Origin of the sequence: Corynebacterium mendelii, assembly GCF_017307055.1 — a bacterium.
Taxonomy (GTDB): domain Bacteria; phylum Actinomycetota; class Actinomycetes; order Mycobacteriales; family Mycobacteriaceae; genus Corynebacterium; species Corynebacterium mendelii.
In genome coordinates, this window is the sequence record NZ_JAFLEQ010000008.1 from 333,870 (window position 1) to 347,372 (window position 13,503).

General features: G+C 62.8%; 7 protein-coding genes. All 7 read left to right on the plus strand.

Features of this window, described 5'->3' with window-relative positions; genetic code table 11:
- The first annotated feature begins 291 nt into the window (after positions 1-291).
- The gene (gene rplJ / locus JZY06_RS04725) at positions 292-810 is read left to right on the plus strand and encodes a 50S ribosomal protein L10 (protein ID WP_207118685.1); all 519 of its coding nucleotides are present in this window, start codon (positions 292-294) and stop codon (positions 808-810) included.
- Positions 811-986: 176 nt separating this feature from the next.
- A complete protein-coding gene (gene rplL / locus JZY06_RS04730) occupies positions 987-1,373 on the plus strand; it encodes a 50S ribosomal protein L7/L12 (protein ID WP_207118687.1) in 387 nt (128 codons plus the stop codon).
- A gap of 282 nt (positions 1,374-1,655) precedes the next feature.
- Entirely contained in the window at positions 1,656-2,342 is a 687-nt protein-coding gene (locus JZY06_RS04735; RefSeq protein ID WP_207118689.1) for a hypothetical protein, read from the plus strand.
- 189 nt (positions 2,343-2,531) lie between these two features.
- A complete protein-coding gene (locus JZY06_RS04740; RefSeq protein ID WP_207118691.1) occupies positions 2,532-3,500 on the plus strand; it encodes a porin PorA family protein in 969 nt (322 codons plus the stop codon).
- Positions 3,501-4,044: 544 nt separating this feature from the next.
- Entirely contained in the window at positions 4,045-7,539 is a 3,495-nt protein-coding gene (gene rpoB, locus JZY06_RS04745) for a DNA-directed RNA polymerase subunit beta (protein WP_207278747.1), read from the plus strand.
- A 253-nt stretch (positions 7,540-7,792) separates the two neighbouring features.
- Positions 7,793-11,797 (plus strand): DNA-directed RNA polymerase subunit beta', encoded by a 4,005-nt coding sequence (locus JZY06_RS04750; protein WP_207118693.1) that lies wholly within the window; start codon positions 7,793-7,795, stop codon positions 11,795-11,797.
- A 301-nt stretch (positions 11,798-12,098) separates the two neighbouring features.
- Positions 12,099-13,226 (plus strand): oxidoreductase, encoded by a 1,128-nt coding sequence (locus JZY06_RS04755; protein ID WP_207118695.1) that lies wholly within the window; start codon positions 12,099-12,101, stop codon positions 13,224-13,226.
- Positions 13,227-13,503 lie beyond the last annotated feature (277 nt).

The window sequence follows — 13,503 nt, forward strand, 5'->3', positions numbered from 1 at the left end:
ACACGTCTAGCACGTGTTTTCCGACCAAGTTTCACCGAAGACCGTCGGTTATCCGCACACAATCCGTGCGGGTCGAAGGTTCCCCGGGGCAAGCGGGGAACAACCCACGCAGGAGACACTTGGCGCAACCCCACACTTTTGTGGATGTTCGTGCCCCGTGCTTCTGCACGGGGTTGTGGTGTTTATGCAGTGTTTTGCCCTACCGGGCGATACTGCGGCGCACCGTGACCCCGGCGGACGACAACAAATACACGAATACGGTTTTTCAAGGAAGGAGGCGAGGTTAGACAAATGGCAAACCCCAAAAATGCAGAGTCTTTGGCACAGCTGAAGGAACTTTTCGACAACAACCACACTGTCGTGCTCACTGAGTACCGTGGCCTGTCTGTTGCAAAGATCACCGAGCTGCGTCGCGCTCTTGGTGCCGATGTGACCTACGCCGTCGCCAAGAACACCATGATCAAGATCGCGGCCAAGGAAGCTGGTGTCGAGGGACTCGACGACCACCTGACCGGTCCGACCGCTGTGGCGTTCATCTCCGGCGAGGCTGTTGACGCGGCCAAAGCGATGAAGGAATTCGGCAAAGACAACAAGGCCTTCATCATCAAGGGCGGCTACATGGACGGTGAAGCCCTCACCGCCGAGCAGGTTGCCGCCATCGCCGAGCTCGACAACCGGGAGACCACCCTCGCGAAACTCGCGGGTGCGCTTCAGGGAAGCCTGTCCAAGGCTGCCGGTCTGTTCAACGCTCCCGCCTCGCAGGTTGCCCGTCTGTCGGCTGCCCTGCAGGAGAAAAAGGAAGCAGCCTAACAGCCCCGCTTTCGGTGGGTGCCCGATCGGGCACACACCGCAACCGACAACTTATTTGTCGCACAACGAACATCACCGCTTGTCCGGTTGACACACATCTTTTCTCACCCACGGTGAGTCCCGGGTCTTACCCGGGGTCCGGACAAGAGTAAAAAAACACGAAAGGAAACGCCACCATGGCTAAGTACAGCAACGATGAACTCATCGAGGCCTTCAAGGAAATGACCCTCATCGAACTCTCCGAGTTCGTGAAACTGTTCGAGGAGACCTTCGACGTCACCGCCGCCGCCCCGGTTGCTGCTGTTGCCGCTGCCGGCCCCGCCGGCGATGCTGCCGCTGAGGAAGAAAAAGACGAGTTCGACGTCATCATCGAAGACGCCGGCGCCAAGAAGATCGGTGTCATTAAGGTCGTCCGCGAGATCGACTCCAGCCTGGGCCTGAAAGACGCCAAGGAACTGGTCGAGTCCGCCCCCAAGGCCATCCTGGAAGGTGCTTCCAAGGAGGACGCCGAGGCTGCCAAGGCCAAGCTGGAAGAAGCTGGCGCCAAGGTCACCCTCAAGTAGGACCTTCAGCCGCGCCTGCGCCCGGCCCGCCGGTGCGCCCTGTGCGGCAGTAGCCTGAGTTTTCACCACAACACCCCGCTTCCCCTTATCCGGGACCGATCGGCGACAACGCCGTCGGCCCGACCGGGCGGCGGGGTGTTGTCGTCTTTTTAAGCTTCCAGCCCCGGGGCCTTATTGTTAATACAACGTCACAATCACCGTGGCGGTTTGAAAACCCGCCTGCCAGCATCCCGCGGCAACGCCCCGCTGTCCCGGGACCGGGTGTGAGGAACCTTGTCCATGATGTCGCTACTGCAAGCCACCGCCGTCGGCCCCGACCCCTATGCGCCGATGCTCATGATCATCGGCCTGTTTCTGGGGGTTGCCTTTCTGGTCATCACCTTCCTGGTGTGGCTGGACAAAGGGCTGTTGAACTTCACCGGCACCTCCTACGCCGACACCGACCTGGCGCCGCCGTCACTGATCACCGCCGTCGATGAGATGGTCCAGGAGAACCTGGGTGCGGTCTTTGCCGGGGAAGATCTGCTCCGCAGGTGGCAGGAAGTCAAACACCCGGTTGATTCCTCCAAGCCCTTCCACCGCCAGCAGCAGCATCCGGGAAGAACCCAGGTGCAGTCGTTTTGGGGGTATGTCACCGGGATCGGTTTGCTCGAGCAGGGCGATGGGCAGGCCATCGAGGCGGTGGCCACAGCACTGCGGGCCGATATCGCGGCTTTTGTCGCCGATCACCCCGACGACCCGCGGGCAGCCCGGGCATCGGTGATCGCCGAAGCCGCCGACCGGGCGGGGCTGAAACCGAAACCGCAGCGGGCCACGGTCTTGTTCGGGGCGGCCAAAGCCTGGCAGCAGCTGTTGGGCGGCAGCCCCAGCGATCCGGAGGCCCTCGACGAATCGGTCCGCGCCACCCCCATGATCTATCCGGTGCGTGCCCTGGGCGGATTTGTGCCCTACCGCGCCCGGGTGCGCTAGACACGGGGCAAGCACCACTGCCCCGGGGTTTGACCGGCACCACCGGTTTAAAAGACCGGCTGTCCCCGGCAGGGGAGAGGTGGTGAGGTGGGCCGTGCCGGCTGGGGCGCATCCGTGGGTGGGACGGGTGCTTGCCCGGGCACACCGCAGTGTCGGACACTGCCGGCAGCTACCGCTAGACTTGTCCGCATGTTGCCCAAATCGCGCCTGTTTGCGGTGCTCCTGCTCGGGGTGGGAGTGGCGCTTGTCACCGCCGCCATCCTGGCCGGCTGGTTCATGCACAGCGACTCCCGCATGCAACTGTCCCCCGCCCGGTCGACGATGACCCTGGTCGACAATGATGCCACTGTCTATGATCCGGTGGCCGGAACTTCCGACAAACACCAGCAGGTGGTGATGCAGCGGCATGTCACCATCACTGATCCGGTGTCGCCGACATCGGCGGCGGTGCGTATCGGCTACGCCTGGCTGAAAGGCAACGGCGACCCGGCTGGGCTGTTGGATGCCTCGATCTGGAGCTACCACATCAACCGGATCAGCGGCATGCAGGAATCGGACACGGTGATTGCCTCCGTCCCCGGTTTCCCGCCCAGCCAGCACGATTTTCAGGCACTTTCCATCCATTTCCCGTCGAACCCGGACACCGACACCCTGCCGGTGCTCGATCCGTTCCTGCGGGCGGCCTTCCCGGCCAACCGCACCGCAACCGTCGAACAGGGCGGGCGGACAATCGACACCTGGCACCAGGTGATCCGCGATGAAATCGTGGCCGAACACTATGCCGCGACGGGCAACACCCTGACCCTTCCCGCCGGCCCGGCGCTGAAACACTATTCGGCCGTCAGGGATCTTCAGGTCGACCGGCAAAGCGGCATCATCATTGCCGAAACCGTGCACATCACCGAAAAATATGTGCCGGTTGACGGCGGGGATCCGGTCACCGGACTCGACTTCCGGGCCACCACCCCGACGGCGGAACGCTCCGAGATGGCCAACCGGGCGGCCCTGGTCCCCACCGGACAGGGTTTTTCCGCCACCCGGATCCTGCTGGGGGCCGGCGGCTGTGTACTGATCATCGTCGGTGGTATCGGGGTGTTCGGGGCCTTCGGGCGCCTCCCGGAAGCCGGGCGGAAGAAAACCGGGACCCGGAAAAAATAGCCGGCGGCGAGAAATTTTTCCGGCGTTGCGCGCACATCCGGACACCGGCCACGGTAGAGTCGGCGGGCGGTGGACGTAAGGCGGGGGTAGGCAGGGACCCAATTGACGTGTCCCTGTTTTCGGTATATGCTGCTAGTTTGCGCTGGAATCCGTGTGCACGCCCGTAGACGGACACGCACACTGATCCACTTTCGCTGCAGGTCACAACCGTAATCTGGGGCGAAGTGGGCACGGCTTGGCCTGTGTGCACCGGCTCCTGTTGTTGGTACCACCCACTGTATACCGAGAGCACCCCGCTCCATTTTTCATGAAGCGTTCGGGTGCCGGGTTGTGCTGTGTCGTGTTGCCGGTTGCGGGGGAATCGGTGGACAACAGTTTTTCTAGGGCCAGGTAAAAAACTGTGGCACCGTCCGATACGGACCGTGGTACGTGGGATTCCGGCGGTCGACCCATTGCTCACATGAAGCGGTCAGCGGTCATCTGGTACGACCGGTCGCGGGAGAAATACCCGGATCGGCTGCCCGGTACCGTTAAGCCGCCTGAGGTGCTGGAAGGACGCATCTTGGCAGTCTCCCGCCAGACCAAGTCAACGCCCGACATCCCCGGATCCCCTAAGCGGTACTCTTTTGCAAAGATTACCGAACCCATTGAGGTCCCGGGACTGCTTGATCTCCAATTAGAATCATTCGCCTGGCTCATCGGCACGCCCCAGTGGCGCGAGAAGATGAAGGCCGAAAAAGGCGACGACGCCCGGATCACCTCCGGGCTGGAAGACATTCTGGATGAGCTTTCGCCCATCCACGACTACTCCAACAATATGCAGCTCACCTTGTCCGAGCCGCGTTTCGAAGACGTGAAAAACACGATCGACGAATGCAAGGACAAGGACATCAACTACTCGGCGCCGCTGTATGTGACCGCCGAGTTCATCAACAACGAAACCCAGGAGATCAAGTCCCAGACCGTCTTCATCGGCGATTTCCCGATGATGACCGACAAGGGCACCTTCATTGTCAACGGTACCGAGCGTGTCGTTGTCTCCCAGCTGGTTCGTTCCCCGGGCGTCTACTTCGACGAGACCATCGACAAATCCACCGAGCGCCCCCTGCACTCGGTGAAGGTGATCCCGTCGCGCGGCGCATGGCTGGAATTCGACGTCGACAAGCGCGACACCGTCGGTGTGCGCATCGACCGGAAACGCCGCCAGCCGGTGACCGTGCTTTTGAAGGCACTGGGCTGGACCACCGAGCAGATCACGGAGCGCTTCGGGTTCTCCGGGCTGATGATGACCACCCTGGAAAATGACGGTGTGTCCAACACCGACGAAGCCCTGCTCGAGGTGTACCGCAAGCAGCGTCCCGGTGAGCAGCCGACCAGGGATCTGGCACAGTCGCTGCTGGACAATGCGTTCTTCCGCGCCAAGCGCTACGACCTGGCCAAGGTCGGCCGCTACAAGGTCAACCGCAAACTGGGTCTGGGCGGTGACCACGACGGTGTGATGACTCTGACCGAGGAAGACATCGCCACCACCATCGAATACCTGGTGCGCCTGCACGACGGTGAAACCACCATGACCTCACCCAACGGTGTGGAAATCCCGGTGGAAACCGACGATATCGACCACTTCGGCAACCGTCGCCTGCGCACCGTGGGCGAACTGATCCAAAACCAGGTCCGGGTCGGCCTGTCGCGTATGGAACGTGTCGTGCGGGAACGCATGACCACCCAGGACGCCGAGTCGATCACCCCGACCTCGCTGATCAACGTCCGGCCCGTCTCCGCTGCCATCCGTGAATTCTTCGGCACCTCGCAGCTGTCGCAGTTTATGGACCAGAACAACTCGCTGTCGGGACTGACCCACAAGCGCCGTCTGTCGGCCCTGGGTCCGGGCGGTCTGTCGCGTGAACGCGCCGGCATCGAGGTCCGTGACGTGCACCCCTCGCACTACGGCCGCATGTGCCCGATTGAAACACCGGAAGGCCCGAACATCGGCCTGATCGGTTCCCTGTCCTCCTACGCGCGGGTCAATGCCTTCGGTTTCATTGAAACCCCCTACCGCAAGGTTGTCGACCGTCAGCTGACCGACCAGATCGATTACCTGACCGCCGACCAGGAAGACAACTTCAACGTCGCCCAGGCCAACACCGAGTTCGACGCCAACGGCCGTCTCACCGAGGACCGTGTCGTGGTGCGCACCAAGGGCGGCAACATCGAGGTTGTCCGCGCCGAGGACATCAACTACATGGATATCTCCCCGCGCCAGATGGTGTCGGTGGGTACCGCCATGATTCCCTTCCTCGAGCACGACGACGCCAACCGTGCCCTGATGGGCGCCAACATGCAGAAGCAGGCTGTGCCGCTGGTGCGTTCCGAGTCGCCGTATGTCGGCACCGGTATGGAACTGCGTGCCGCCTACGACGCCGGGGATCTGATCATCTCCAAGAAGGCCGGCGTGGTGGAAAACCTCGCCGCCGACTTCATCACCATCATGGGCGACGACGGTATCCGCGACACCTACATGCTGCGCAAATTCCAGCGCACCAACCAGGGCACCTGCTACAACCAGGTTCCGCTGGTGGAACTTGGCCAGCGTGTTGAAGAAGGCCAGGTTCTCGCCGACGGCCCGGGCACCAAAAACGGTGAAATGGCCCTCGGCCGCAACCTGCTGGTCGCTTTCATGCCGTGGGAAGGCCACAACTACGAAGACGCCATCATCTTGAACCAGCGTCTGGTGGAAGAGGACATCCTCACCTCCATCCACATCGAGGAACACGAGATCGATGCCCGCGACACCAAACTCGGTGCCGAGGAAATCACCCGTGAAATCCCCAACGTGTCGGAAGAAGTCTTAAAAGACCTCGACGAGCGCGGTATCGTCCGCATCGGTGCCGACGTGCGTGACGGCGACATTCTGGTCGGTAAAGTCACCCCGAAGGGTGAAACGGAACTGACCCCCGAAGAACGCCTGCTGCGCGCCATCTTCGGGGAAAAGTCCCGCGAAGTGCGTGACACCTCCATGAAGGTGCCGCACGGTGAAACCGGCAAAGTCATCGGTGTCCGCCGGTTTGCCCGCGAGGACGACGATGATCTGGCCGCCGGCGTCAACGAGATGATCCGCGTCTACGTTGCCCAGAAGCGCAAAATCCAGGACGGCGACAAGCTGGCCGGACGCCACGGCAACAAGGGTGTTGTCGGCAAGATTCTCCCCCAGGAGGACATGCCGTTCATGCCCGATGGAACACCCGTCGACATCATCTTGAACACCCACGGTGTGCCGCGCCGCATGAACATCGGCCAGGTGCTGGAAACCCACCTCGGCTGGCTGGCCGCCGCCGGCTGGCATGTCGATCCGGATGACCCGAAAAACGCCGAACTGGTCAAGACCCTGCCCGAGGAGCTCTACGATGTTCCCCCGCAGTCACTGACCTCCACCCCGGTGTTCGACGGTGCCTCCAACGAGGAACTGGCCGGACTTCTGGCCAACTCGCTGCCCAACCGTGACGGTGACGTCATGGTCGACGGCAACGGTAAATCGACGCTGATCGACGGCCGCTCCGGGGAACCTTTCCCCTACCCGGTCGCCGTCGGCTACATGTACATCCTCAAGCTGCACCACCTGGTCGACGAGAAGATCCACGCCCGCTCCACCGGCCCCTACTCGATGATCACCCAGCAGCCGCTGGGCGGTAAAGCACAGTTCGGCGGCCAGCGTTTCGGTGAGATGGAAGTGTGGGCCATGCAGGCCTACGGCGCCGCCTACACCCTGCAGGAACTGCTGACCATCAAATCCGACGACGTGGTCGGACGTGTCAAGGTCTACGAGGCCATCGTCAAGGGCGAGAACATCCCCGATCCGGGTATCCCCGAATCCTTCAAGGTGCTTCTCAAGGAACTCCAGTCACTGTGCCTGAACGTGGAGGTTCTCTCCGCGGACGGCACCCCGATGGAACTGGGCGCCGACGACGACGATTTCGACCAGGGCGCTTCGCTGGGCATCAACCTCTCCCGCGACGAACGCTCCGACGCCGATATCGCATAGCGCTTCCGGCGAAGAAGAAACGCCAACGGTCATCCGGCGGTGTGCACCACACCGCCGGATGGCACACCCAATGTGATGACTGCCGTCGCCACCACCGACGGCACCATCGATGTGAAAACAAATAAACGCACATAACCGACACTCCCGCACACAGTGCCAGGGCACAACACAGGGACCGCACCTTCTTTTCCGTGAGGTTGTCCATGAGCCGCCCGCACCACTGTGACAAGGGGGGAAGGGATTTTTAACCACCGTGCTCGACGTCAACTTCTTCGACGAGCTCCGTATCGGCCTTGCCACCGCCGAGGACATCCGCCGCTGGTCCAAGGGCGAAGTCAAAAAACCGGAGACCATCAACTACCGAACCTTAAAGCCCGAGAAGGACGGCCTGTTCTGCGAACGCATCTTCGGCCCCACCAGGGACTGGGAGTGCGCCTGCGGCAAATACAAGCGTGTCCGCTACAAGGGCATCATCTGTGAACGCTGCGGCGTCGAGGTCACCAAATCGAAGGTGCGCCGCGAACGCATGGGCCACATTGAGCTGGCCGCACCGGTCACCCACATCTGGTACTTCAAGGGCGTGCCCTCACGCCTGGGCTACCTTCTGGATCTGGCGCCGAAGGATCTGGAACGGATCATCTACTTCGCGGCCAACATCATCACCTCCGTCGATGATGAGGCCCGCCACAACGACCTGACGACTCTGGAAGCCGAAATGCTGCTGGAGAAAAAGGACGTGGAGGCCGACTGCGAATCCGACATCGCCGACCGCGCCCAGAAACTCGAGGAAGACCTCGCGGAACTGGAAGCCAAGGGGGCGAAAGCCGATGCCAAGCGCAAGGTGCAAAACGCCGCCGACAAAGAGATGCAGCACATCCGCGAGCGTGCGGAGCGGGAAATCGACCGGCTGGACGAGGTGTGGAACACCTTCGTCAAGCTGGCCCCGAAGCAGATGATCATCGACGAGAACCTCTACTCGGAGCTGGTCGACCGCTACGAGGACTACTTCACCGGCGGCATGGGGGCGGAAGCCATCCAAACCCTGATCCGCAACTTCGATCTTGATGCCGAGGCCGATGAACTGCGCCAGATCATCAACGAGGGCAAAGGCCAGAAGAAGATGCGGGCGCTCAAACGCCTGAAGGTTGTCGCCGCTTTCCAGCGGTCCGGCAACGATCCGGCCGGCATGGTCCTGGACTGCATCCCGGTCATCCCCCCGGAGCTGCGCCCCATGGTGCAGCTCGACGGCGGCCGTTTCGCGACCTCCGACCTCAACGACCTGTACCGCCGGGTGATCAACCGCAACAACCGGCTCAAGCGCATGATCGATCTGGGCGCCCCGGAGATCATCGTCAACAACGAAAAACGCATGCTGCAGGAATCCGTGGACGCGCTGTTCGACAACGGCCGTCGCGGCCGTCCGGTCACCGGTCCCGGCAACCGCAGCCTGAAGTCGCTGTCTGATCTGCTCAAAGGCAAGCAGGGCCGTTTCCGCCAGAACCTGCTCGGCAAGCGCGTCGACTACTCGGGCCGCTCGGTGATTATCGTCGGTCCGCAGCTGCGCCTGCATGAATGCGGTCTGCCGAAGCTGATGGCCCTGGAGCTGTTCAAGCCTTTCGTCATGAAAGGCCTGGTGCAGAAGAAAGTCGCCCAGAACATCAAGTCGGCCAAGCGCATGGTCGAACGCCACCACCCCGAGGTGTGGTCGGTGCTGGAAGAAGTCATCTCCCAGCATCCGGTGATGCTCAACCGTGCCCCCACCCTGCACCGGCTGGGCATCCAGGCCTTCGAGCCGGTGCTGGTCGAGGGTAAAGCCATCCAGCTGCACCCGCTGGCCTGTGAGGCCTTCAACGCCGACTTCGACGGCGACCAGATGGCCGTTCACCTGCCGCTGTCGGCGGAAGCCCAGGCGGAAGCCCGCGTGCTGATGCTGGCCAGCAACAACATTCTCTCGCCCGCCTCCGGTAAACCGCTGGCCATGCCGCGTCTGGACATGGTCACCGGCCTGTACTTTTTGACCTTGGCGAAAAACGCCGACGAGTTCGGTGGCCAGGGTGCCTACCAGCCGGCCACCGACGACGGCCCCGCCACGGGCGTGTACTCCTCGGTCGCGGAAGCCATCATGGCCTACGACCGTGGTGTGCTGGGCCTGCAGGCACCGATCAAGGTGCGCATCACCCACCTGCGTCCCCCGGCCGACATTGAGGCCGAGTACTACCCGGACGGCTGGAACAAGGGCGATGTGTGGATGGCCGACACCACTCTCGGCCGGATCATGTTCAACGATCTCCTGCCGTGGAACTACCCGTATCTGGAAGGTGTCATGGTCCGCAAGGGCGGCGGCACCAACAAGATTCTGCTCGGCGATGTGATCAACGACCTGGCCGCGCGCTACCCGATGATCACCGTCGCCCAGACCATGGACAAGATGAAAGACGCCGGGTTCTACTGGGCCACCCGCTCCGGTGTCACCATCACCATGTCCGACGTGCTGGTGCTGCCGAACAAGCAGGAAATCCTCGAACAGTACGAAGAGACCGCCCGGTCGATCGAAATCAAGTACTGGGAAGAGGGCAAGCTCACCCGCCAGGAACGCTACGACCGGCTGGTCGAGCTGTGGAAGGAAGCCACCGACAAGGTCGGTAACGCCCTGGAAGAGATGTACCCGGATGACAACCCGATCCCGATGATCGTGAAGTCGGGTGCCGCCGGCAACATGCGCCAGATCTGGACCCTGGCCGGCATGAAGGGCATGGTCGTCAACTCCAAGGGTGAATACATCACCCGCCCGATCAAGACCTCCTTCCGTGAGGGCCTGTCGGTTCTGGAGTACTTCAACAACTCCCACGGTTCCCGCAAGGGCCTGGCCGATACCGCGCTGCGTACCGCCGACTCCGGTTACCTGACCCGTCGTCTGGTGGATGTGGCCCAGGACGTCATTGTCCGGGAAGAGGATTGCGAGACCCGGCAGGGCATCAAGGTGCCGCTGGCGGTGCCGCTGATCGGCGCCGACGGTCAACCCCTCGGTTTCCGCCGCCACGACCTGATCGAAACCTCGGCCACCGGCCGGGTGCTGGCCATCGACGCCACCGACAAAGACGGCACCGTGGTGCTGGAAGCCGGTACCGAACTCGGCGAGTTGGAAATCGACGCCCTCGTCGATGCCGGCTGCGAGCAGGTCAAGCTGCGCAGTGTGCTGACCTGCCAGACCCCCACCGGTGTCTGCGCCAAGTGCTACGGCCGTTCCATGGCCACCGGCAAACAGGTCGATATCGGTGAAGCGGTCGGTATTGTCGCCGCCCAGTCGATTGGTGAGCCCGGTACCCAGCTGACCATGCGTACCTTCCACCAGGGTGGTGTCGGTGGCGACATCACCGGTGGTCTGCCGCGTGTGCAGGAGCTGTTCGAGGCCCGCGTGCCGAAGAACAAAGCCCCGATTGCCTCTGTGTCCGGCACCGTGAAACTGGAGGACGAGGGCAACTTCTGGACTCTGACGATCACCCCGGATGACGGCGGCGACGATGTTGTCTACGAGAAGCTGTCCAAGCGCCAGGGCCTGGCCGCCAAGAAGGTTCCCTCCGATTCCAACCCGGAAGTCACCTTTGAGCGCCCCATCCAGGACGGCGACCATGTCGAGTTGGGCGAACGCCTGCTGCGTGGACCGGCTGACCCGCACGACGTGCTGGAAATCCAGGGCCGTCGCGGAGTGGAACAGCACCTGATCGACGAGGTTCAGGCCGTCTACCGCGCCCAGGGTGTGGCCATCCACGACAAGCACATCGAGATCATTATCCGCCAGATGCTGCGCCGCGGCACCGTCATCGAATCCGGTTCCACCGAATTCCTGCCCGGTACCCTGGTCGATTTGGCGGAAGCCAAGGCCGCCAACGCGGAAGCCCGCAAAGCCGGCCTGGAGATCGCCGAACTGCGCAGCGAAATCATGGGTATCACCAAGGCATCGCTGGCCACCGAATCGTGGCTGTCGGCCGCTTCCTTCCAGGAGACCACCAGGGTGCTCACCGATGCGGCGATCAACCGCCGTTCCGACAAGCTGATCGGCCTGAAGGAAAACGTCATCATCGGTAAGCTGATCCCGGCCGGTACCGGTATTTCCCGCTACCGCAATATCGCGGTCAAGCCCACCGAGCGGGCGCGCAACGCCTCCTACCCGGTGCCGAGCTTCGTGGATTCCGTCTACGGCGAGGACTACCCGGAATTCACCGGTGCCGCTGTGCCGCTGGATGACTTCGGCAACTAAACCCCCGGCGGCTGCACCCTTCGGGTGACAAGCCGGGAACAACTCCATCACCTTCATATCCCGGGGACCAGTCCCCGCCGCGTCCTGCCTGAAAAAACAAGACCGCGGCGGGCGGCCGGTCCCCGGGATTTTTGTGCGCCGGATGGCTTTCCGTCCGCCGCAGCCCGGTAGCCGGTGCGGCCGGCCCCGGTGGCCGCCATGCCCCGGGAGGGACGTGCCTCCCGGGGCGGTACTACGGTGGAGACAGGACTGGAGAAAACCACCCGTTGCCGTTGTCCACTGAACAAGGAGAGCAGTTGTTATGGCCGGTCACCGCAGCATATTCGATCCCGTCGTGCTGACAGGGGCGGACCGTGACGTCACGGTCAACAACCGGATGTTTGTGGCGCCGATGTGCATGTACTCCTGCCCCCGCCGGGACGGTGTCCCCACCGATTTTCACCTGGTGCATCTGGGCCAGTTCGCCGGGGGCGGCTTCGGGCTGGTGATGACCGAGGCCTGTGCCGTGGATCCCGTGGGCCGGATTTCACCGCTGGACCTGGGCCTGTGGGACACCGGCGACAACGACACGGACCGGGCGATGATTGCCGCCCACCGGCGAATTGTCGACCAGGTGCATTCCCGGGGTGCGGCCATCGGTGTGCAGCTGTCGCATGCGGGCGGCAAAGCGGGCAGCACCCCCAGTCTTCCCGGGGTGGACAAAGGCTGGGTGCCGGTTTCCGACGGGGGCTGGAAGACCGTGGCACCCAGTGCCGCAGGCGACCGCAGCATGAACGCTCCGACGGCGCTTGATGAACCCGGCCAGCGAAAGATCATCGGCCAGTTCCGCCGGGCCGCCGAGCTGGCCGCCGAATGCGGCTACGACGTGGTGCAGATTCACGGCGCCCACGGCTATCTCATCCACGAATACCTCTCACCGCTGGCCAATAAACGGACCGACAACTTCGGTGGGGACCTGGGAAACCGGATGCGTTTCCCGCTGCAGATCGCCCGCGCGGTGCGGGAGGGTTTTTCCGGGCCGGTGGGCTTGCGGGTCTCGGCCACCGATTGGGTGGACGGCGGGATCACCCCGGACGACAACGCGGAATTCGCGGCCCGGGTCGATGAGGCGATCGGTCTGGCGTGGCTGGATGTGTCCACCGGCGGGCTGACCGGCGCCGACCCGGTACCGACCGGACCCGGTTACCAGGTTCCGGTGGCCAGGACCATTGCCCGCAAGCTGGACGACCGCAGTATCCTCGTCAGCGCTGTGGGAATAATCACAACAGGTCACCAGGCGGAGACCATTGTCGCCGACGGGGTGATCGGGGCGGTCAGTATTGGGCGTGCAGCCTTGCGGGACCCACTGTGGCCGCTGACCGCGGGGCGCGAACTGGGCGTGGACCGCTCCCGGCTCGGTTTCCCCGCGCAGTACCACAAAGCCTTTTAGGGACGGTTTCCCCGAATCGTGGTGGAAAGGATTCGTCACGGAATCGATGCAAGGGCTAAACTGGGGGCGCAAGCTTTGCGAAAAATTTCCGTATTATAGCTGTATATCCTTCTTCCTTTTCCGGTGTGAGTGCACCGCCCAACGCTCGGCGTTACCGGTGGTGCCGGGCACGTCCGCGAAAGGGGGATCAGCAACCAGTACCCAGATTTCAATCACCTGTGTCCCGGTGACAGCCCGGGGCACCACAATGTGCGTGCGTCAGCGTAACCGTCCGCCG

Coding starts and splice junctions, on each gene's coding strand:
- rplJ (WP_207118685.1), top strand. CDS start 292: ATGGCAAACCCCAAAAATGCAGAGTCTTTGGCACAGCTGAAGGAACTT.
- JZY06_RS04740 (WP_207118691.1), top strand. CDS start 2,532: ATGTTGCCCAAATCGCGCCTGTTTGCGGTGCTCCTGCTCGGGGTGGGA.
- rplL (WP_207118687.1), top strand. CDS start 987: ATGGCTAAGTACAGCAACGATGAACTCATCGAGGCCTTCAAGGAAATG.
- JZY06_RS04735 (WP_207118689.1), top strand. CDS start 1,656: ATGTCGCTACTGCAAGCCACCGCCGTCGGCCCCGACCCCTATGCGCCG.
- JZY06_RS04755 (WP_207118695.1), top strand. CDS start 12,099: ATGGCCGGTCACCGCAGCATATTCGATCCCGTCGTGCTGACAGGGGCG.